We start from the raw sequence: 20610 nt of genomic DNA on the forward strand, positions 1-20610 counted from the left end.
CGGTTCCGCCCAGCAGGACATCCAGCGTGCCGTCGCCGCCGTCGGCCAGGGGAATCTCGACCGCCTGGGCATCGGACAGGAGATCACGGACACCGCCGGCCATTGCGCGGGCGGCCTCCGACGCGGTGAAAGTACCCTTGAACGAGTCTGGCGCGATGATGATTTTCACGGACTTATCGGGCTGAGTTAAGGAATACCGATCAGGGAGAGTAATATAAGCGATGGCGGATGGGGCCGAAAGTGGGGAGACGCGGAGTTGGAAACAAGATCAGGAAGCGACTGGACATTCCCGCTGAAATGAACCACCCCGCGGCAAGCCACGGGATATCCGATTAAAATCCCTCTCGAACCCCCTTTTGCCGAGGGGGGAGGCCGCTTCCACCCGTTCCAAAGGGGATTATATACTTGACATATCCATGGGGATCTTAGGTATATAATCACCTAAACGTCAATGTTTCCTAGGTAGATGTCTCCCCGTTTTCCGATTCGCAGTACGAATACAATCAACTCTTTATCTTTGACCTGATAAACGACCCGGTAGTTGCCGGAGCGGATGCGGTACAGGCCGTCAAGCTTCCCGCCAAGTTTGATGCATCCATCCGGGCGAGGGTTTTCTACCATACTCTCCAAGAGGGCGATTATTCCTTTCTGCTTTCCCAGCGGAAGCCTGGAAAGGGACTTCCTGGCCTTCTGGTGAATATGGACCTCATACCTCACAACAGTCCCGCTTCTCTCTTTATATCCTCAAGGGAAAATAGAACCGCTTTGCCGCTCTCGATTTCAGCGGCGGCTTTTTCCGCCTCCCGTATATCGTACTGGTCCTCCAAATACTGCAAGAGGCGAATTGCGTTTTCGTTCACGATATACACGGCCTGCTTGTGCCGCGTGACCTTTACCGGCTCGCCGCCAGAGGCGACCGCGCTGAAAATGGCGGGCGGTATCCGCGCCTCTGTTGCCTTGATCTCAGTCATTACTCCCTCCGCGAATATGTGCGTGTTGAACCATCTGTACATATTGTACAATATTTATCGGCATTTGTCAAGGGGAATTTAGAAGCGGAATGTCCCTTGAGTAGGTAGTGGAGTTATGCGCGAGTAGGTGTTTATTTCGTTGCTTGGTTGGTTATTAGGAGCCTTGCCAATAATTTTGTACGAGTTTCTTTCTCAGAACCATAATGGCTTTTTCAAAAGACCCTGGAAAAATATTAAGCGGGAGGGGTAGAGCTGAGTCACTCCGCCACGGGCCAGTCCAGCGCTCCGGTGGGGAACGCGCCGATATCGAGCCCGTCGTTGCGGCCGAGGCGATGGTAATGGACAGCGGTGCGGGCCACCATGGCCGCGTTGTCCGTGCAGAGCGCCATCGGGGGGAGAATCACGCGGAAGCCCCCGCGGTTGCTGGCGGCGTCCAGGCGGCTGCGCAGCAGGCTGTTGCGGGCGACACCGCCGGCCACGATCAGACACGACGAACCGGAGCGCTCGCAGGCGCGCAGGGATTTGTCGACCAGCACGTCGACCACCGCTGCCTGGAACGAGGCGGCCAGGTCCGGAATGGCGTTCCGCAGCTCGCCGCGCTGATCCAGGTCCCGGGTTTCGTACAGGACCGCTGTCTTGAGGCCGGAGAAACTCATGTCCAGCGAGTCGTCGCGGATCATCGGCCGGGGGAAATTGAACGCGGCGGGATTGCCCTGTTCGGCGGCCTGCTCGATAACCGGGCCGCCCGGGTAGCCCAGGTCCAGCATCTTGGCCACCTTGTCGAAACATTCACCCACCGCGTCGTCGCGGCTGCGGCCCAGGATCAGGTAGTCGCCCCAGCCGTCGACTTCCACCAGCAGGGTATGGCCGCCGGAGACCAGCAGCGCCACGAACGGCGGCTCCGGCGGGTCGTCGAGCAGAAGGTTGGCCATCAGATGGGCCTCCATGTGGTTGACTCCGATCAGCGGGATATCGAGGGCCAGGGCCAGCGACTTGGCGGTGCAGAGGCCCACCAGCAGTGCGCCGATCAGCCCGGGTCCCACGGTCACGCCGACCAGGTCCAGGTCGCCGGGAGCGCAGCCGGATTCCTCCAGCGCCCGTTCGACCATCGGCAGCAAGGTTTTCTGGTGGGCCCGGCTGGCGAGTTCCGGGACCACTCCGCCGAACTGCTCGTGCTCCAGCTGGCTCAACACGAGGTGGCTCAGCAGCTCATCTTCGCCGCGAAGGACGGCGACGCTGGTCTCATCGCAGGAGGTCTCGATACCCAGGGTCAGCACGGACACCTTCTTTCATAAACTAGAGCGAACTGAATTCAGAAAGAAAACTTCAGCGAGCGCAGGCGGGTGACCACACCGGCGATCTCGTCCACCGCCCTGTCGATCTGCGCCGAGGTATTCGACCGTCCCAGGCTGAAGCGGACCGAGGCCTGGGCCAGTTCCAGGGAGACCCCCATGGCGGTGAGCACGTGCGAGGGTTCGAGCGAGCCGCTGGCGCAGGCCGAGCCGCTGCTGCAGGAGATACCCGCGAGGTCGAGATTGAGCAGCAGGGCCTCGCCCTCGACGCCCTCGAACGAGAGGTTGAGTGTGTTGCTCAGCCGGTGCCGTTCGTGGCCGTTAAGGTGAACGCCGTCGAGCTTACCGCGCAGCCCGGAGTACATCCGGTCGCGAAGGTCGGCCAGCGAGCGGTTACCCTGTTCCAGGTTCTCCGCCGCCAGACGGCAGGCCTCGCCCAGCCCGGCGATTCCCGCCACGTTCTCGGTGCCCGCCCTGATCTTGCGTTCGTGGCTGCCGCCCAGCAATTGCGGGGCGATCTTTACTCTCTTACGGATAAACAGCGCCCCCACACCCTTGGGACCGTATAATTTGTGGCCGCTGATACTCAGCAAATCCGCCGGAAGGGCCGTCAGGTCGATCGGCAGTTTGCCCGCCGCCTGGACCGCATCGGTGTGGAATAACACCCCGCGTCCGCGGCAGATTTCCGCCAGCTCATCCACCGGCTGGACCGTGCCGACTTCGTTATTGGCCATGATCACGCTGACCAGCAGCACGTCGTCCCGCCCGGCCAGCAGGTCTTTCAGCGCGTCCGGGTCAACCCTGCCGCCGCTGTCGACTTCCAGCAGGTGCAGGCTGAAACCACGTTGTTCCAGCCGGCCCAGCGGGCGCAGGACCGCATGGTGCTCCACCGGCGTACCGACCAGCGTGCCGCCGGTTCTACCGGATGACTCGACAGCGCCGAAAATCGCCAGGTTATTGCTCTCGGTCCCGCCGCTGGTGAAGAATATCTCTTCCTCGGCGGCCCCCAGCAGCGTTGCCACCTCTCGGCGGGCATTATCCACGGCCGATCGGGCGGCGCGGCCCTCGGCGTGGATACTCGACGCGTTGCCGAAACCGTCTTTCAGCCAGGGCAGCATTGCCGCCAGCACTCGCTCGGAGACAGGAGTGGTGGCGTTGTGATCGAGGTATATTCTATCCTCAACTGCTTGCGGTGAATTCATTCCGCTCCTGCCGGATGGAAGATTTACAGTATGTTAACAAGTGGCAATATCTTAGTGTTTATCCGGCCGGAAGCCGGAGTGTGGAGTTTACAATCCGGAGCGGATTTTGTCAACCCGGGTTACTGAGGGGGCTGGCTGGCGATAGCCCTGTATTTTTCGACAATGCGGAAAATTTCCTGGGAGAGAATACTGCCGGGGTCGCGCTGGACAAACATGCTGAAAGACTCCGCGGCTTTCTCGAAGTCGCCGAGCATGTTGTAGGCATAACCCATGTTGAGGTATATCACGGACCGGTCGAGGTCGTAAAGCGCGGCCCTGTCGAGGTAGTGCAGAGCGGCTCGCGGGTATTCATTGGACAGGAAAAGGGCGGCCACCATCACATAGGCCAGCGCGGTATCCTGCGGGGAGAAGGAGAGGTAGCTAAGCCACCTCAGCGAATCAGTGCGCTGGATAAACGTGCTGAGTTCCACCTCTTCGGCCAGCTGCTCCTGTTCCGTGTCTTCGGCCGTTTCCTGCTCGCCGCCGCCGCAACCGGCCAGCGCAGCCAGCAGGGCGGCAACAAGTATCGCCAGTTGCCATCCACGGGCTACCAGGGCCAGGCGCCGTAATATCTGTCCCACATGTTCTCCGATATTTCGTAGGTCATGTCGAAATCTCTCAGGCGGGCCTGCAGCCTGGTACGGAAGTCCGTGATCATGAATTTGGACTCGCTTACCAGGTCGGAGGTGGTTGCGAACTTTTGCGCGCCGCCATCGATCAGGAATTCATGGAACGACTGCACCGCGATACTGTCGTGGTAGGCGATATAGTCAAGCCGGTTGTAGAGCTCCACGGCCGGATCGTGCTCCACCCGCCGCCGCAGCATCCTTCGCCGCCGTTCGGTCGCGTTGTAGTCCGGCAGCAATTCTTTCTCGAAAATCTCCTTCAACTGCGACGGCTGCTCCACGTATTCGTTGGCCATGATCCTGAACAGCTCGTAAAAGCGGGCGGTGGTGTTAACGTAATGGTCGAACATGCCCGAGATCAAGGCCAGCTCGCCGCGCACGGCAATCCTGTAAAGGTCGTCCTCGCCGAGCCGCTTACGGAGGTGCTGATTGCGGGAACTCCGGTTGGATCGCCTCAGTTTGCTGCGGAACTCGGCGATCTCCCTCACCCGCGTGGTCATGATCAGGGGAGTGGAAGTTTCACGCGTTGCTTCCTGCTCCGGTTCAGCCTCACCTCCGCCGCCGAAGATCAGAAAACCGATCACCGCGGCAGCCAGTACTCCGGCCGCGGGGAATGCCAGCAGAACTTTGAGGTTCTGTCCGCGAAGGGAAGCCAGCAAACCGCCGCCTTTGCCGGCAGGAGGCGCGTCCGCCTCTTCCGGCGACTCACCGCCCCCGTCGATAGTATCTTCACCGTCGGCTTCGACAGGCTCTTCGGCAGCGGTGTTGTCTGTTTCGTTATCAGCCACGATTAAACCCGATCAGGCAGTTAGTGATGGGCAACTTTTCCTAGCTCTCGGCTCGGTGCCATCGGCCCGAGTCGAGGAGATCAACTGTGCGTGTTTCTTAACTCAATAATATTCAGTAAGTTAACGGCTGCACATAAAAATATTTCCCGTCTTTTCCGTTTGTGGTACAGAACTTGCTCAACCATGATCAGCGAAAGTCGATGACGGGAAAAGCCGGCTTCGCTTGCGGAGCAATCTCTTTCGGCGCTGCCTCTGATTAGCCCCCGATCAGTAGAACCGCCCTGTTATAATATCGAAATGTTTGCACCAAATGTTTAATCTGAAGCAACGCTACAGTCAGAGGAGTGACTGATGACCATCACCACGCACGAAGTCGATGACATCGCAATAGCCGAGGTCAAAGGCCAGATCAATTTTCAGAACACTCAGACGCTGAAGGACCTGTTCAGCGAGCTGGAGGCCCGCAACCAGAAAGCTATCGTGGTGGACCTCAAGGAGACAGAGTACATCGACGGATTCGGTCTCAGCGTGCTGGTAAACCTGAGCCGTAGTATCTACAAGGACGGTGGGAAGCTTTCGCTGAGTTGCCTCAACCGGGAACTCCAGCGGATCTTCACCAAGACCAAGCTCGACCGCTGGTTCGACATCTACGAGTCCCAGGAAGAAGCATGCCGTAAGCTGAAAAAGGGCGGTGGCAAGCCCAGGACCCGCGAGCGTAAAAGCGCCTGAGTTTAGTTGATGGATTTGACGTAACCGGCCTGCCGGGCCTGTTCCTTGCTGCGAAAGATCACGCGAAACTCTTCCGGGATCTTATCGTAGAATACGCTGCCGGGCAGGTGGTACACTTTCGTCGCCGTATTGCCGATAATCGTCTGCGAAGCGCCTTCGCCGGAATACACGGTGGGGGCGTTTTGGTTTAGCAGCGATGAGCCGATACCCATCAGGCCGCCCGCCCGAATCGCTCCGCCGGCGCGCTGCATTTCAAGCAGCGCAGCCTGGGTTTCGCGCAGAGCCTTGCGCAGGCTTTCAACCTCCCGCTCCAGCCGCGCTATCCGCTCATCGATACCGCCGGCATCGCCGGAACCAGGAGCGGAGGAAACTGTCCCGGCGGCCATGGGCAAGACCGGCTCGGCCACCAGTTTCTCGTAGATGAAAGCGATCCGGTTGTCAGGCAGCTTGACCCTGTACCACTGCCCGCGTTTGATGAATTTTTCCAGCAGGTCACCCTTGTATACCCTGCCGATCCGTTTGTAGTTGAGTCCCGGCCCCTCCCGGACGTTGGCGTATTCGTTGGCCACCACCAGGTATCGCCCCGAGCCGATCTGCCTGGCCAGCTGCTCGGCGCCACCTGACGGCTCTGTGCCTGCTCCGCCGGTAAGCCCCTCGGCGCCGGTGACGCTGTAGGGGATCATCCAGCCCTCGTAACCGCCGTAGCTGACCAGGTAGAAGCTGTTCTCAACGGCCAGCATGTTGACCCTGCTGTCCTTTTCCAGATATTTGATAATCGGCGAGGAGATCGTCGGCTCCTTGAACATCGGCGCTTTCTCCTGCACGACGGTCAATTGCTGGGCGGCCAGGGTCCCCGCCGCGCAGGCAAACAGCACCACCGCGGTTCTCACGGCTGACAATCCTCGGCTCACGGACATCTTCTCTCACTGAATGAATTGGACAGTATGGATTGGCAACTGAAGCCAATAAATGCGCAACCCGCCATCGAACTTATATTTACACTAATCAGTTCGCTGCTCCAATGCAAGTCTTAACGTGGCGGCAGTTATGACTGGCCTGGCCGGTGATGTAAAAAGCGTTTGCTCAAAGACGGCCCGTTATTATATTGCACGGGGCAGCGAAGAGCAAAGCGGATTACGCGAATTTGCAGGTTTACCGGATTATATCCGGCGGGCCGGAGGGTCGCGGGATGGACAAAGAAAACCTGACTGTCATCCTGGCGCAGGTCCTGACCAGCGACGATAAGTGGCAGCAGGAGGTGGAGCGTAATTTCCTGCTGCAGAAAACAATCGACGAGCTTTTCAGCGACCGGCTGTTCCATGTCCTGCTGGAGAACCACATGCTGCCCAAGAAGGACGATACGTCACTTCCCCATTTCAGGGCGATCGAGCTGATCTGCACTTTCCGTGAAATTTCCAACCAGCTAGCCGAGGGCGCGGTTGACGAGGCTGGCCTGCAACGGGAATTGGAGGAACTCTACTTCAGATTAAGCGATAAATACAACGCTTCCGGTTCGCTCGAGCTGGATATGAGTTTCAGTGAAGCCATGATGGAGGTCGAGCGCTACGCGGGGCTTTACAAAGCTGAGCCCCAGTTCACCACCCGGCTCGACCGGTTCCGCCTGCTGGTTGTACCCCTGTGTTCGGGTGGTGACGAGGATTCCCGCCGCTGCCAGGTAGTGCTGCTGGAGAATATCCGCTCCCCGCGCTCGGCCTGGCACAGGAAGTAGTCATCGCGTTTTCTCCCCGCCCAAAATTCCTCTTGGCTGGATTGAAATCCGTTTTAAACCTCAAATAAATCGTTCGCCTGTTGGTGATTTCAACACACCTGGAAGAATTCCATAAATCTTCAATAGTAGCGCATTGCCCTGTAGGGGAAGATTTCAAACCCTCCCCTGCAATGGCTACGAGATTCAGATGAACTGGAGCAGAAAACCCTGATTTATTACGGGAAAGTTACGGAATATCAATCAGAAAGCCAGCCCCAGGCTGAACAGGTGGACCGCATTCAGCCGTCCCCAGTGGCGCCAGGCATAGTCGATATGGCCGCGGAAGAGGATGAAGTCGTAACCGATACCGCCGCCGGCCGACAGCCCGCGCAGGCGGTCCGCGGACTCGAGCCCGGTTTCATCGCCGCGCAATTCCCAGCCCGCGCGAAGAGCGGTGGAAAGGTTGTCGTCGATCCTGTACGCCAGCTCGGTGCCGACACTCCAGCTCACTGGCATGTTGTTGTTTTCGTTGACCTCGGCCGCGGCGAGCCAGGCGTGGGATTCGCCCTGCTGGAGGACATAGCTCAGCCCGATATGGAAACTGGTCGGCAGTTTGAAACTGGTGGCCCGCAGCAGGCCCTCGCGGTCCTGGCGCGCGATATTACTGCCGGGGTAGAGTTCCTCGGGATCGACTCCGATTTTGAGTCCGTTGCCGCTGAAAGCCAGATTACCGCCGATATTGCGGATCAGGAACGCCAGGCGGATCTCGCGGCCGGCCAGTTCGGTATGGTAGTTGGTGCCGATATCGAACGCAATCGTGCTCTGGGAGTTGCCCGCGATATCCTCGTGGATCCCCTTGACATTGATCCCGGCGCTGGCCCGGTCGCTGAAATTCCAGGCCAGGGCCACTCCGGCCTGCATGCTGTAGCTGCCGAACGTTGCGCCCGTGCCGCCCGGCTGGCTGACCGTGGTAATCTCCTGCTCGCCCATCGTCAACACGCCCATCAGCCCGCCCAACACCAGCTTGCCCCCGGCCAGGGGGGCGGCCGCGGCGGCGTAAGTGTAGGTTACGTCCAGCGGCTGGTTGGAGACCGTGAGGAGTACCTCGGGGCCGGTCAGGAAACCCAGTCCGGCGGGGTTCCACCAGATCGCGCTGATCTCGTCGGCCACGGCCCCGTAGGCGCCTCCCAGCGCCACTCCCCGGCTGCCTACCGGGATAGTCAGGAACTCCGCCGCGCGCGTACCGGCCTCGCTGAAATCCTCCGGAATCCCGTCGGCCGGGTTGAACGAGCCACTTCCGGCGGCGCGAAGGCCTAAAGCTGTCATCAGCAGAAGAGTAGCGAATAATTTTGTTGTTTTCAGCGCCATGCTTATCCCGTCAGTTGATAATCGAAAACTTGCCCAGGTATTCCTCGCCGGTCCGTCTGCTTTCCACGTGGTAGTAGTAGGTCCCGCTGGCCATTTCCTGGCCGAACCGGGTGCGAAGGTCGAACCGGCGCGTGCCCCCGCCGGAATCAAACGTGCTGAACCCGCTCTCGGCCACTCCGGGGCCGTGCTCCAGCACGTTTACCAGCACGCCGCTGATCGTGTAGATCCGGATCGAGGCCTCCGGGGGCAGGCCGGTAAATAACACGGTCTTGTCGCCGGGTCCGCCGTCCAGCGCGCTGGAGACGATATACGGGTTGGGCACCACGCGTACTTTCTGCAAACGCTCGTCTTCCGGCAAGTCGGTCGCCCGCTGGAAACGATAGACCACCCGTTGGCCGGGAACGGGACTGGTGTGTTCTCCCGACGGGTCGTTGAACTCGCAGCGCACCAGCCAGACATCACCCGCCCTCGGCCGCTGAGTGATACCGGTGACAAACAACTCCACTCCCCGCACGTAGAGCGCCATGCTGATACTGTCCGGCTTCTCCGGGTGGGCGGCGTAAACCGCGTTGGGCTGCAGCCTGTAGTCCCGCTCGGTCTTGGGGTGCACGTGGAGGCTCTGCCAGATCATGTCCTCGTGGTCGTGGGTATCCAGCGGCAGGAAACCCCAGCCATCGTCGGTGAACTGGCTGAAGCGGAGATCCACCCGGTGGGTCAGGTCGCGGACGTCGATCTCGGTGTCGCTCCGCCAGCTGATCTCGATATCGCCGGGGGCGAATGAGGCCATGTTGCTGGTTGTGCGGGCGCTCTCGCCGGCCACGTACTCGCTGTTAAGCTGATCGATATTCATTGGCTGAAAGACCACGAACGGTGTGCCGGCGAAGCCCACCGACGCCGGAAGGGCGGTGAACCTGTACTGCGGGTGCGGGTAGGTGATCCCCGGACTGAGCACTGTCCCGGCCGAGCCGTTGATCCTCAGCGGGGCCACTTTCGCATCGGCGCGGCCGCCGCGGTACAGCTCGACCTGCCCGGAATACGTAACTCCGGCTGTGTCCGAGAGGCCGTGGAAGTGGACGGTCGAAATCCTTTCGGTACGCCCGTACGGGAAACTTTTCTCGAGCAGGGAGCCGGTTTCGACATACCCGTGCGAATCTTCCCAGTGGTAATGGAGGTTGAACAGCCGCGTGGCCGGCCCGGCGGCCTCGATACTGTCGATCTCCAGCCAGCCGGAGTCGGGCAGCAGCCGGCCGTAGACGATCTCCACATCGCCGGCAGCCAGCGCGCCTGTCTGCGGCCTGGCCGGAGATGTAATATCCAGCACGAGATTATGGCGGTAAACCGAGCGGTTGGTTGGGTCCAGCGGGTCGGTGCGCACGGTGTCCGAGCTGCTGCCGATCGTGTCGGCGGCCAGGGTGATCGAAGTGGCCTCCAGCATCGTACCGTCACCGGCGGCCAGCAGGTTGTCGTACGTCCCGGCGCGGTAGCTGCTGGTCTGCGAGCGCGGTGTGACCTGCTGGATAAACCGCCCGGACTCGTCCTGGCGCTTGAAGCCGATATTGGACTCGATCGATTCGGCGCCGGTGTTGAACGGGTTGAAATCGTAGCTGGTGACCGTGTAGAACAGCGGGATCCCGTTGATCAGTCCGCCGATATCCTCGCCGCGGTCGGTGAAACTGAACCTCAGGCCGGTATCGGTCCCCAGGTTCAGCACCAGCGGCCCGGAGCCGGTGAAGCCGCCCGAGGATACCGTGCGGGTAACCGTGTAGTCGGTGATATTGTTGTCCAGGTCGAACCGGGCGATCATCACCGCGTCGCCGCGCTCACCGGTCAGCGAACGGTAGACCCGGAAACCCTCGAAATCCTCCTCGCGGTAGCTGTCGATATGGGGGAACGACGGCGGGAGGCTGTCCTGGAGCGTGAGCTGTTCGGCCTGCAGCGTGCCGGCGTAGTCGTCGAACGTATTGTGCACGGGGAAATCATCCCAGGTGATTGTCACCTGGCGGTCGCCGGGGATCAGCCGGAACTCGGGAGCAGACGGCGGCCGGGACCTGAGAAAACCGGCCTCGAAAGTGACCCGGGCAACTTCGCCCAGGGCGATAGCGCGGCTGAACTCGCCCGCGGGAGTCAGCTTGCTGAGGTCGGCGCGACGGCCGTTGAGGGCGGGAGCGTTGGCTGCATGGCTGAAAAAGTACGCCGCCCAAATTTCTTGCCCGGTTCCTCCGGCGGGTAATTCAAACGGCCCTACGACAATATTCTGCCGCAGATCCTCCACAATTGTCGCTTCCAGGAACTCGGCGTAGGGGTCGAACTCAGGCAGCAGGGCCGCGCCGGGCTGGGCGCTGAGAATCCGGTAGGCCTCGGCGTCGCTGAACGGGTCGGGACGCTGGTCGCCGAAGGTGAACATGGTATAGAGGAAAAAACGCTCGGCCGGCAGGCTGCGCACGGATTCGGGAAACGTCAGCGGCTCGCCGGTGAGCGGATGGGTCAGCCCGGCGTCCATGATCTCGCCGAACGTCTCGTCCACCAGGCCGTTGCCGCCGGGTTCGAGCACGGTCGGGTTATCGAGACCGTCGTCCTCGGTTGGGCTGCGCAGGATCACCACGCCGTTGATCGCGGGCTGACGGCCGAAACTTTCCTCGTTGAAATCGGAGTCGTAGGCCAGGGCCAGCTGACGGGTGGGCAGGATCGCCGAGGCGTCATCGGTGGGCGAGCCGATATCGAAATCGCTCTTGAGGTCGGCCAGCGCCGCGCGGATATCGTAGGGTACTCCGCCGGGGACCTCGGCTGGATCGACATAGGCGCTGGCGTTAGTAATGGTCCAGTTAACGAACAATATGTCCCGCTCGGCCCCGGTGCTGATAAACGCCGCCCGCCAGGCCACCTCGATTCCCAGACGGTTCGTACCCGCGCTCTGGAACACCGGCCCGCCCACGTCGGTGAAAAAACCGACCACGTCCTGGTCGCCGATCACCAGCGGGACATTGCGGCCGAATGTCGGGCTGTCGGGATCGTCATCGACAGCGCGGAACTCCTCGGGCCAGTTATCCAGGTCTGTGCTGCTGCTGGAGAAAAACAGCCCGGCGTCCGGGTCGCCGGTTGACCCGGCGGCGCGTCCCTCGCGCCACTCGGCGTCGTAGACCGCGCTGGTCTCGACGGTGTCGCCGTACACGCCGTCGCCGTCGGCGTCGATCACGCCCAGGATGTTGAGTCCGCTCTGGTAGATATAGTTGTTGGTGGAGCCGGAGGGCCAGAACCCCCCAGGTGCGAACGGGCTGGTGGGGTTGACCGCCAGGAACCCGGTGTTGGACAGGTAGAACGCCACGTTGTTGCCCGAACTCTGGCGCGCCTCGAAACGGGCCAGACGGGCGGTGGCGATGCGCTTGGCCTTGGGCCTGGCGGGAGCGGCGGCATCGAGCGGAGCGGCGATCAATCCGGCCAGCAGGGCCGCGAGGGCAAGGTTTATGTACGTTCCGTGTTTCATCGTTGCCAATCGTCAAATGTATCGGGCGACGCATGGGGTCCGCCCCTACGACCGGTCTTTTTAATATCGCTTGTAGGGACACGGCATGCCGTGTCCCTACGGGGCTTCGCAAACCATTCCCCTATTAAGAGGGGTGCCCGCGTTACACACCCCGGCGGCTGCGCCGCCACCCCTCTCGAGAGGGGAATTTTTCCGCCGCTGACTCAAACATTAACCAGTTCTCGGACACCAACGTTTTTATTCCCCTCTAGCTAAGAGGGGTGCCCGCGCTAGCGGGCGGGGTGTGTACTCACTCCCGCAATAATAAAACTCAGAAATCCAGCCTGATCCCCAGCCTGATCTCGCGGGGGCGCATATAGGAGCGCGGGCTATCCATCGCCGCCAGCAGGGCGGCCGTGCTCAGGGCGAACGTTTCCGTGTATTCCACCAGTCCGTCGCCGTCCACGTCCCTGATCCGGGCCAGGATCAGCCTCTCGGCCGGGTCCGGCGAGAGTTCGGCGCGCTCGGCTTCAATGGCCACACTCACCGGCTCGGGCGTGGTGGTGAACGAGGTCAGCGTGCGCTCGAGCTCGCCCAGCAGATAGCGGTCAACTCCGGGCTGGCCGGTTGTGGGGTTAACCCGGCTGGCGCGGATATTCCGGTCGTTGAACAGGTTCATCACCTCGAGGAACACGCTCAGACGCCGGTACTCGTCCAGGGGGAAACGGCGGGTGATTCTCAGGTTGGCGTAACGTACGCTGGCGGTCCGGCCGTTGTTGTTCTCGCCGGTGAGCAGGGCGCCCTGCCGGTCCACCACCGTATAGGGCCGTCCCGAGTGGAAATGCCAGGTCAGGAACGCATCGGTATTGGCCAGGTACCCCCGCGCCCAGGTATCATTGAGGAAATCCGGCGGCAGGGTCAGCCGTGCCTGGAGGTTGAGCGAATGGGTCTGGTCCGTGTCGGTCGGCGACTGCTGGCTGGGCGGTTCCGGGTTTTTATCCTGGCCGGTGATCGGGTCGCGGATAATCTGCCGGCCGAAAGCGCGGGCGAATTCCTGCGGATCGCTGGCCGTGGAGCGGGCGAAGGTGAGCGAATAACTGGCCGTGGCCGACCAGAACCCCTTGTGGCGGCGGCTGAAACTGATGTCGAACCCCTTGACGTTGCCGTGGTCGCCGTTGGTGGCGACAAGCAGGTTTTTGCCGAACCGGGTGCTGGAGCGACCGGTGTCGCCGGCGAGGTCGAGCAGCTGGGCCGGGGTCAGCCAGCGGTAGGCGACATTGCCGGTGATATCCTTGTTGTAGCCGACGAAATCCAGGACGATATCCTCGGTAAGCAGGTTGGTCAGTCCAGCCTCGAAAGCGGTAGTACGGGGGATATCGAGCCGGCCGTTGCCGAAATAGTTGTTGATATTGTCGCTGGCCAGGTCCTGCTGGACATCGCGGGAAAGCAGGCTGTAATAGTCGCTGAACGCCGGGACCTGGGTGAACGTGCCATAGCTCAGCCGTAGCTGGCTTTTGTCGGTGACCGGGAAACCGACCTCGATGCGCGGGCTGAACTCGAACTTCATGCCGGGCTCATAGAGCGGGTCGCCGGGTAGCGACTCGCCGGGCACGGCGGGGAAGGCGGCGGCCGGATCGAACGCATCGAGCCGGAGACCGGTATCGAGCACCAGGTCGCCGAGATCGAGGCGGTTCTGGGCGTAGCCGGAATAGAGTTTAGGTTCCACGTGCCAGGCGTCCTGCAGCGGGCCGCCCACATAGAAGAAGTGGCGGCTGTCGATCTCCATGCGCTGCATTTCCACACCGGTCTTGAAACGGATATAGCGGTGGAGCTGGCCGTCGTAGTCGCCCTTGACAGTCAACCGGCTCTCCCGGTCGTTGACCAGCCGAAGGGGCAGGCCGCTCTCGTTGAACAGCAGCAGCGGGTTGGCCGGGTTGTCCTGGCCGCGAAGGCCGGGCAGGGGAGTGAACGTGCTGGCGAACGGGTTGAGGAAGCCGCTGTTGTAGGCCGGGTAGTTGACACCGTCCGGCTCCAGCCCCTCGCCGGCCTGGTAAATCTGGTCAAGCCCGGTGCGATCCTCATCGATAAATTCCAGTCTGCCGAACCCGAACCCGCCGAACGTGGAACGGCCGTAGCTTTCGGCGGTCAGCACCCCGCCATGCTGGTTGTTGGTGTAGAAACTGGCGCGCAGGATCAGGTTGCTGCTGGTTTCCGCGCTCTGGGCCAGGTTCAGGTCCACGCCCACAATCGTATTGGAGGTTCTCACCCGCTCGGCGGGGTTACGGCGCGCGGGGGCGTTGAAGATATTCTCGTGCCGGTAGTAGATCCGCTGGTTACGGCTGGCCATATGGTTGGCCAGCAGCTTCAGTCCGTCGCCGACGTACCAGATGAACTTGCCGGAGAGCGAATAAACATCGCCGCTGTTGCCCGGCAGACGGGCCGGATTGGGCAGGCTGAATACACCGCCCACGTTAAGCTGACGGGTTCCGGAGGCGAAATCATCGCCCGGGGTGAGCGTGCGAACATCGGGCAGGCCGTCCCCGTTGCCGTCGCTCCAGGCTACGCTGGCGAACGAGTGGGAATCGAGGCGCTGGATGCCGGGTTCGGCCGAGTTGGCGTCCAGCACACCCACCTTGCGCGCGGCCACCGAAGACCGGTCGTAGAGTCCCAACTGCTCCAGGTAGCCGTTGAGCCGGCCCAGGAACCGGTCGTCGATTCCGCGGAAACCCCCGTCGCTCCATCCCGGACCGGTATCGGCCATCCCGCTGAGTTCCGCCGAGAGAAACAGACTGGAGAACCGGGGCAGGCCAGCCGGAACGCTGAGTTCTCCGGAGAGTTGGTTGTAGCCGAAATCGCTGCCGCGGGGCATGGCGCCATCAGAGATAAGCTGCACTGCTCCGCCCAGATTATCGGCGCCCTCGCGGCTGATGATATTGATCACCCCGCTCTGGGCCTGGCCGTATTCGGCGTTGAACCCGCCGGTGATTACGTTGACTTCCTCCACGCTGTTCTTGCCCACAACCAGCGGGCTGTTGTCGCTGGTCACCTTGTCGCTGAGATAGGACTGCTCGGCGTAGGCCCGCACCAGGATCCCGTCGATATAGACCGCCTCCTTGCCCAGACGGCCGCCGCGGATACTGAACCTCCCGGCCTCGTCCCCGACCACACCGGCCTTGAACGAGAGCGCCTCATTGAGCGAGTTGACCGGCATGCTTTCGCCGAAATTGCTCTGCAGGCGCTGCTTGGTCTGGACATTGTCGCGGGGCACCATCGGCTCGGGGTCGGCCTCGATAACCAGCATCTCCATCTGGAAGGTGGCCATCTCCATGGCGGCGTTGACCCTGGCCGTATTGCCGGCCTGGACCTGAACTCCCTCGACCACGGCGGGCGCGTATCCGGTAAAGTTGAACCGCAGCGAACGGCTGCCGGGCGGGACATTGAGGATGAAGAAGTAGCCCTCGGCATTGGTGATATTGCCCAGCGTGGTGCTCTGGACAGTCACCTGGGCGCCGGCCATGGGAGCACCGGATTCCTTGTCGGTGACCACGCCCTCGATCTTGCCCGTGCTCTGGGAGAGGGCGGCCGCGGCGGTCAGCAGGACGAACGCTATCGAGGGCGGAAAAAGATTAGACTTCATCGGAAACTTTCGCTGAATCGTTATTTGATGCCGGCATCGGGCGTTGAGATATTGTACGATTCACTGCTGGCAGTGTCAAGCATCGATTGCGCGGCCAATCAATTTCTAATCCCGCGCCTGTTGCGGAGAATACAAAAAAGCGCCCCGCCGGAGACGGGGCGCTGCATTATTTCCGAAGATATTCAAGCCGGATATTACCTGGATCTCCATTCGATAGACACCCGGACCCTCACGGCCACCGGCTCGCCGCGGTTGAGCGCCGGGTGAAACTTGATTTTTTTGGCCCAGTTAACCGCGATCTCATCCAGCTCCGGGTAACCCGAGGAGGTGACAATTTTTGTCTGAGGGTCAACATCGCCGGTTCTGGTGACGAAGAACTCGATCTCGGTCGTCACGTTCACCCTGGCCCTGGCGATATAGGCCGGCATCTTGGGCTGAGGCGGCACGAGCCTGTACTTGGGCATCACCTCGGCCACCATCAGGAACTCCTCACCTTTTCCTCCCTGCTGGATCTCGGGCATTTCCGGGATCAGATCGGGCGGCGGCGGGGTGGTTTCCTCGATAGTGATGTCCTCGTCAATCTCTTCCTCGGCCATCTGCGGGATACTGGGTTTTGCCAGCGGCTGGGGCGGCGGCGGGATCACGACCTCGGGCGGCAGTATGACAGCTTCCATGCTCGTATCCTGCTGGACGATAATATCCGGATTGATCGCCGGCATCCCCAGGATAAAGGCGATATGGCCGATCAGCGAGATCAGCATCGCCAACCCGAAATATTTACCGTACTTGCGCTTGAAAATGAAGTTGGCGCTCAGGCGGATCAGTATCGCGGATGAGGGAGTTTCCTGCTCAGCCATCGCGTACCTCCCGGTCAGAGGCAGGATATGGGAATAGTGGGTGGGAGTGCTCTAATTCATTATAGGAACAGCAGACGGAGCAGTCAAGTGATTGGCATATTATTATCAAACTCAGCGAAGAGTTGCTGTACCGGCGGAATAAAAAAGCGCCCCGCAAGAGAGCGGGGCGCTTTGATTATATTCACAGTTTCAGTTCAGCCGGCCGTTAGCGCGATTTCCACTGCACGGACACGCGCACGCGGACCTTAACCGGTTCGCCGCGGTTGAGCGCCGGGTGGAACTTGATCTTTTTGGCCCAGTTGACCGCGATCTCGTCAAGCTCGGGATAGCCGGAGGAGGTGGCTATCTGAGTGCGGCCCTGATCGACGTCGCCGCTTTTGAGGACGAAGAAATCGATGATAGTGGTAACATCGACCCTGGCCCTGGCGATATAGGAGGGCATCTTGGGTTGAGGCGGGACGCTCTTGTACTTAGGCATCACCTCGGCCACCGTCAGGAACTCCTCACCTTTTTCATTCTGCTGGATCTCGGGCATTTCCGGGATCAGATCGGGCGGCGGCGGGGTGGTTTCCTCGATAGTGATGTCCTCGTCAATCTCTTCCTCGGCCATCTGCGGGATACTGGGTTTTGCCAGCGGCTGGGGCGGCGGCGGGATCACGACCTCGGGCGGCAGTATGACAGCTTCCATGCTCGTATCCTGCTGGACGATAATATCCGGATTGATCGCCGGCATCCCCAGGATAAAGGCGATATGGCCGATCAGCGAGATCAGCATTGCCATCTGGAAATACTTACCGTATTTCCGCTTGAACAGAAAATTGGCGCTGTTTCGCAGAGTCGCCGCGCTAACCTCGAACCTCGCGGCCAGCTTAAGATCATTATCAACCATTTATATATCCCTCCTTAACGGGAAAGATCGAGGGCTTCTTGTTCCAAGGTGGTGGCGAACATTACCTGGACGGTATTTGCGGCTTTGAGAGCTTCCAGCACGCGGTCGATCTTGTTGTACGGGGTATTTTTGTCCGCGCGGAAGGCGATCAGGAGCTTACCCTTACGCTCGGTGTACTCCTGGCGCAGTTTTTCGACCAGCATATTGGTTTTCGAACCGTCCATCAGGTTGTAAGCCACATCATCCACGTAAACCCAGCCTTCCTCGTTGATACCGGCGGTAGCCGGGTCGTCGTGATTGACCCAGACGTGGAGGATATTCTTCCTCCTGAACTCGGTTTTCCTCAGGGCCTGCGCCTCCGGCCAGGCGATCTTCAGCGGGGTCTCCTTGCGCATTACGGTAGTGACCATGAAGAAGATCAGCAGCAGGAACGCGATATCGGCCATGGAAGCGGTGGGGATAGTTTCCTCGACGCGGGACTTGCGCTGCAGCCCACCCATCTTTTTCGATTCAACCGCCAAAATGAACTCCTTTCAGCAGAAGCTGGGAACAGTAAGCAATTCAAGCGCCGGGACTCACCCGGGCGGCAAGCAGCCGCTCTACCTGTTCAATATCTGCAGGCTGATACGGCTGGCCTCGGCTTCCTGCAACTCGTCCAGCACCTGGACCATGTGGTCGTAGGTGGCGTCCGGGTCGGTTTTTACCGCGGCAATGATCTTGGGATTCAGCGAAATTTCCTGACGCATGCGCTCGGCAAGCCCATCGACCGGGATCGGCTGCTCTTCCGGGTTTTTGCCCTTCTTGAGCGTGATCCGGCCATCGGGCATCACGATAATGTGCAGCATGTTCTTCTGGCTGACCTGTATTTCCTGAGCCTTGGACTCGGGCAGCAGCAGTTCAAGTCCCTTTTCCTCGTTGAACACCGTGGTGGTGAGGAAGAAGACCAGCAGCAGGAACGCGATATCGGCCATCGATGCGCTCGGGATTTCCGCCTCAACCTTGTTTTTCCTCTTCATCAGCATCTAGACAACTCTCCGGTTTTTTTCGGGAGGTCGCTGTAAGTAGCCAGTCAAGCTTCGATCGTTGCAGATCGCTCCAAATTCGCGCGAGTCCTTGTTACTCGTCGGTGGCAGTGCTCCGTTGTTTGTCTTCTATGTCCATGACCGCCTCGACGATCAACTGAGAGCTTTCTTCCATGTCCAGGATCATCTTGTCGATACGGGAGACGAAATAGTTATGGGCGATCTGGATCGGGATAGCGATTGCCAGACCGGTGGCGGTGGTGATCAGCGCTTCCTTGATACCGCCGGCCACAGCCTGCGCGCTGACCTCGCCCAGTTTTTCAATAGCGGAGAAGGCATTGATCATACCGGTAACCGTACCCAGGAAGCCGAACATCGGGGCCACGTTGCTCAGAGTAGCCAGCACCATGATACCGCGTTCGAGGAAAGCCAGCTCGATTGTACCGGTGTTTTCGATCGCCTTGAGCACGCGATCGCTGCCCTCGCGGACCTTGCGCAGGCCGGCGAGCAGGATAGCCGCCACGGGACCGGGAGTGCTCTCGCAGAGTTTGACCGCACCCTGGATGTTTTGTTCTTCCATGAACTGATTAACCTGAGTAAGCAGCTTCTTGGTCTTGATCGAAGCCATCGTCAGGGTGGTAAACTTGACAATGATGGTGGCCAGGCCCCAGATGGAACAGATGGCCAGCGGAATCATCCAGATACCACCGTTCCAGGTCAACTCCCCCAGCGGCGTGCTGAAAAACCACTGGCTGAAATCGTTGTAGATGAGCCAGTTAATCATAGATCAAAGACCTCCACACGAAGATGGAAAGTGAAAAAAACCGGACAGTTAAGTTTCGTCTTTGAAAGAGAAATTTCAAATTATCCCGCCAGCGAATGAAAGTCAAGTTTTTTTTAGGCAATCAATTAAAGCAATACTTACGGTGCTGAACGGCATAATTATACACGCTATAACAATTAAGATCAAACAGAATTTGCCTTTTTGCTCCGGGGATACAACCCTGATTAATGCTGCTTTGCCCCCAATTGTTTCATTTGGTATGTCAGAAATCAATTAATCCGCCCGGATACACGCAACGTAATGCCCGTCCCCGGTTTCAACCAGCCGGGGAGCCTGCTCAAGACACAAGCCTGTCCGCCGCGGGCAGCGCCCGTAAAACCGGCACCCGGTTCGGCAATTATTTATATCCTCCGGTTTATCTTTTTGTTCCACCTGTTTCGACAACCCCCGGGACGATGGATCGGGTGGCAGCACGGAATCCAGCAGGAGACGGGTGTAGGGGTGCAGCGGACGTTTGAAAAGGGCTTCCGACGGGGCCAGCTCCACCAGACGGCCGCGGTACATCACAGCCACCCGGTCGCTGATCTGACGGACCACGGCCAGGTCGTGAGAAATAAAAAGCATCGCCATGCCGAGCCGCCGACGGAGTTCGATCAGCAGCCGCAGGATCTGGCCCTGGATCGAGATATCGAGCGCGCTGACCGGCTCGTCGGCCACCACGAATTCCGGTTCCACGCTGATTGCCCGGGCGATAGCGACCCGCTGACGCTGGCCGCCGGAAAACTCGTGGGGGTAGCGGCCGGCATGCTCAGGCTCCAGACCCACCGACTCCAGCAGGCTCTCCACCCGGCAGCGCAATGCCGCCCCGGAGAGCCCGAGATGAATTCGCAGCGGTTCGGCCAGCGTGCGGCTGACAGTGAACCGCGGGTTCAGCGAACCGTAAGGGTCCTGGAAAATTATCTGCATCCGCCGCCGCAGCCTGCGCATGTCCGCGCCGCCGAGGGATGACAAGTCTGTTCCACCGAACGACACTCTGCCGGCGCTGGGCGGTTCGAGTCCCAGCAGAAGGCGGCCAGTGGTGCTCTTGCCGCAGCCCGATTCACCAACCAGGGCCAGGGTTTCGCCGGGGGCGACACTCAGGCTGACCCCGTCGACCGCCGTGAACTCGCCGCGAGTTGAACCGAACCCGCCGATGAGATAGTTCTTCACCAGCCCGCTGCATTCCATAATCTGTCCGG

At 60.3% G+C, this 20610-nt stretch carries 19 protein-coding genes; 2 read left to right on the forward strand and 17 right to left on the reverse strand.

Features of this window, described 5'->3' with window-relative positions:
- The 7 genes from FVQ81_03030 to FVQ81_03060 all read right to left on the reverse strand — a co-directional run.
- Positions 1-169, reverse strand: a 169-nt coding sequence (locus FVQ81_03030) for a glycerate kinase (GenBank protein ID MBW7995548.1), incomplete at its 3' end; no start/stop codon positions are given.
- A 272-nt stretch (positions 170-441) separates the two neighbouring features.
- Positions 442-717 (reverse strand): type II toxin-antitoxin system RelE/ParE family toxin, encoded by a 276-nt coding sequence (locus FVQ81_03035; protein ID MBW7995549.1) that lies wholly within the window; start codon positions 715-717, stop codon positions 442-444.
- A complete protein-coding gene (locus FVQ81_03040; GenBank protein MBW7995550.1) occupies positions 714-971 on the reverse strand; it encodes a hypothetical protein in 258 nt (85 codons plus the stop codon). Before FVQ81_03040 ends, FVQ81_03035 begins: the two co-directional genes overlap by 4 nt.
- Before the next feature lie 257 nt (positions 972-1228).
- Positions 1229-2254, reverse strand: a complete 1026-nt coding sequence (tsaD, locus tag FVQ81_03045; protein MBW7995551.1) for a tRNA (adenosine(37)-N6)-threonylcarbamoyltransferase complex transferase subunit TsaD — start codon at positions 2252-2254, stop codon at positions 1229-1231.
- 29 nt (positions 2255-2283) lie between these two features.
- A complete protein-coding gene (locus tag FVQ81_03050; GenBank protein ID MBW7995552.1) occupies positions 2284-3465 on the reverse strand; it encodes a cysteine desulfurase in 1182 nt (393 codons plus the stop codon).
- A 119-nt stretch (positions 3466-3584) separates the two neighbouring features.
- Positions 3585-4085 (reverse strand): hypothetical protein, encoded by a 501-nt coding sequence (locus FVQ81_03055; protein MBW7995553.1) that lies wholly within the window; start codon positions 4083-4085, stop codon positions 3585-3587.
- The gene (locus tag FVQ81_03060) at positions 4052-4918 is read right to left on the reverse strand and encodes a hypothetical protein (protein MBW7995554.1); all 867 of its coding nucleotides are present in this window, start codon (positions 4916-4918) and stop codon (positions 4052-4054) included. The genes FVQ81_03055 and FVQ81_03060 overlap by 34 nt, the downstream gene beginning before the upstream one ends.
- 351 nt (positions 4919-5269) lie before the next feature.
- Between FVQ81_03060 and FVQ81_03065 the strand changes: the two genes are divergently transcribed.
- Positions 5270-5647 carry an STAS domain-containing protein gene (locus FVQ81_03065; GenBank protein MBW7995555.1) on the forward strand — a complete coding sequence of 126 codons (378 nt, stop codon included), beginning with the start codon at positions 5270-5272 and terminating at the stop codon, positions 5645-5647.
- Between the two features lie 2 nt (positions 5648-5649).
- On the opposite strand, the gene FVQ81_03070 is transcribed toward FVQ81_03065, so the two are convergent.
- Positions 5650-6564, reverse strand: coding sequence for an SH3 domain-containing protein (locus FVQ81_03070; GenBank protein ID MBW7995556.1), 915 nt, complete (start codon positions 6562-6564; stop codon positions 5650-5652).
- Between the two features lie 272 nt (positions 6565-6836).
- Between FVQ81_03070 and FVQ81_03075 the strand changes: the two genes are divergently transcribed.
- Positions 6837-7376 carry a hypothetical protein gene (locus FVQ81_03075; protein ID MBW7995557.1) on the forward strand — a complete coding sequence of 180 codons (540 nt, stop codon included), beginning with the start codon at positions 6837-6839 and terminating at the stop codon, positions 7374-7376.
- Positions 7377-7616: 240 nt separating this feature from the next.
- Here FVQ81_03075 and FVQ81_03080 read toward each other — a convergent pair whose 3' ends face one another.
- From FVQ81_03080 to FVQ81_03120, 9 genes are all read right to left on the reverse strand, one after another.
- Positions 7617-8723, reverse strand: a complete 1107-nt coding sequence (locus FVQ81_03080) for a PorV/PorQ family protein (protein MBW7995558.1) — start codon at positions 8721-8723, stop codon at positions 7617-7619.
- A gap of 10 nt (positions 8724-8733) precedes the next feature.
- Positions 8734-12204 carry a hypothetical protein gene (locus FVQ81_03085; protein MBW7995559.1) on the reverse strand — a complete coding sequence of 1157 codons (3471 nt, stop codon included), beginning with the start codon at positions 12202-12204 and terminating at the stop codon, positions 8734-8736.
- A gap of 310 nt (positions 12205-12514) precedes the next feature.
- A complete protein-coding gene (locus FVQ81_03090) occupies positions 12515-15820 on the reverse strand; it encodes a TonB-dependent receptor plug domain-containing protein (GenBank protein ID MBW7995560.1) in 3306 nt (1101 codons plus the stop codon).
- 194 nt (positions 15821-16014) lie between these two features.
- Positions 16015-16677 carry an energy transducer TonB gene (locus FVQ81_03095; GenBank protein MBW7995561.1) on the reverse strand — a complete coding sequence of 221 codons (663 nt, stop codon included), beginning with the start codon at positions 16675-16677 and terminating at the stop codon, positions 16015-16017.
- Between the two features lie 205 nt (positions 16678-16882).
- A complete protein-coding gene (locus tag FVQ81_03100) occupies positions 16883-17566 on the reverse strand; it encodes a TonB family protein (GenBank protein ID MBW7995562.1) in 684 nt (227 codons plus the stop codon).
- A 14-nt stretch (positions 17567-17580) separates the two neighbouring features.
- Positions 17581-18087, reverse strand: a complete 507-nt coding sequence (locus FVQ81_03105; GenBank protein ID MBW7995563.1) for a biopolymer transporter ExbD — start codon at positions 18085-18087, stop codon at positions 17581-17583.
- A gap of 78 nt (positions 18088-18165) precedes the next feature.
- Positions 18166-18588, reverse strand: a complete 423-nt coding sequence (locus FVQ81_03110) for a biopolymer transporter ExbD (GenBank protein MBW7995564.1) — start codon at positions 18586-18588, stop codon at positions 18166-18168.
- Between the two features lie 94 nt (positions 18589-18682).
- The gene (locus tag FVQ81_03115; GenBank protein ID MBW7995565.1) at positions 18683-19372 is read right to left on the reverse strand and encodes a MotA/TolQ/ExbB proton channel family protein; all 690 of its coding nucleotides are present in this window, start codon (positions 19370-19372) and stop codon (positions 18683-18685) included.
- 273 nt (positions 19373-19645) lie between these two features.
- The gene (locus FVQ81_03120) at positions 19646-20599 is read right to left on the reverse strand and encodes an ABC transporter ATP-binding protein (GenBank protein ID MBW7995566.1); all 954 of its coding nucleotides are present in this window, start codon (positions 20597-20599) and stop codon (positions 19646-19648) included.
- Positions 20600-20610: the final 11 nt, after the last annotated feature.

It is taken from the genome of Candidatus Glassbacteria bacterium (assembly GCA_019456185.1).
GTDB lineage: Bacteria > Gemmatimonadota > Glassbacteria > GWA2-58-10 > GWA2-58-10 > JAJRTS01.

What these genes read in the sequence shown, in the direction of transcription:
- FVQ81_03040 (MBW7995550.1), bottom strand. Translation starts at nt 971, where the DNA reads ATGACTGAGATCAAGGCAACAGAGGCGCGGATACCGCCCGCCATTTTC.
- FVQ81_03080 (MBW7995558.1), bottom strand. Translation starts at nt 8,723, where the DNA reads ATGGCGCTGAAAACAACAAAATTATTCGCTACTCTTCTGCTGATGACA.
- FVQ81_03085 (MBW7995559.1), bottom strand. Translation starts at nt 12,204, where the DNA reads ATGAAACACGGAACGTACATAAACCTTGCCCTCGCGGCCCTGCTGGCC.
- FVQ81_03100 (MBW7995562.1), bottom strand. Translation starts at nt 17,566, where the DNA reads ATGGTTGATAATGATCTTAAGCTGGCCGCGAGGTTCGAGGTTAGCGCG.
- FVQ81_03120 (MBW7995566.1), bottom strand. Translation starts at nt 20,599, where the DNA reads ATGGAATGCAGCGGGCTGGTGAAGAACTATCTCATCGGCGGGTTCGGT.
- FVQ81_03075 (MBW7995557.1), top strand. Translation starts at nt 6,837, where the DNA reads ATGGACAAAGAAAACCTGACTGTCATCCTGGCGCAGGTCCTGACCAGC.
- FVQ81_03115 (MBW7995565.1), bottom strand. Translation starts at nt 19,372, where the DNA reads ATGATTAACTGGCTCATCTACAACGATTTCAGCCAGTGGTTTTTCAGC.
- FVQ81_03090 (MBW7995560.1), bottom strand. Translation starts at nt 15,820, where the DNA reads ATGAAGTCTAATCTTTTTCCGCCCTCGATAGCGTTCGTCCTGCTGACC.
- FVQ81_03110 (MBW7995564.1), bottom strand. Translation starts at nt 18,588, where the DNA reads ATGCTGATGAAGAGGAAAAACAAGGTTGAGGCGGAAATCCCGAGCGCA.
- FVQ81_03095 (MBW7995561.1), bottom strand. Translation starts at nt 16,677, where the DNA reads ATGGCTGAGCAGGAAACTCCCTCATCCGCGATACTGATCCGCCTGAGC.
- FVQ81_03050 (MBW7995552.1), bottom strand. Translation starts at nt 3,465, where the DNA reads ATGAATTCACCGCAAGCAGTTGAGGATAGAATATACCTCGATCACAAC.
- FVQ81_03065 (MBW7995555.1), top strand. Translation starts at nt 5,270, where the DNA reads ATGACCATCACCACGCACGAAGTCGATGACATCGCAATAGCCGAGGTC.
- FVQ81_03070 (MBW7995556.1), bottom strand. Translation starts at nt 6,564, where the DNA reads ATGTCCGTGAGCCGAGGATTGTCAGCCGTGAGAACCGCGGTGGTGCTG.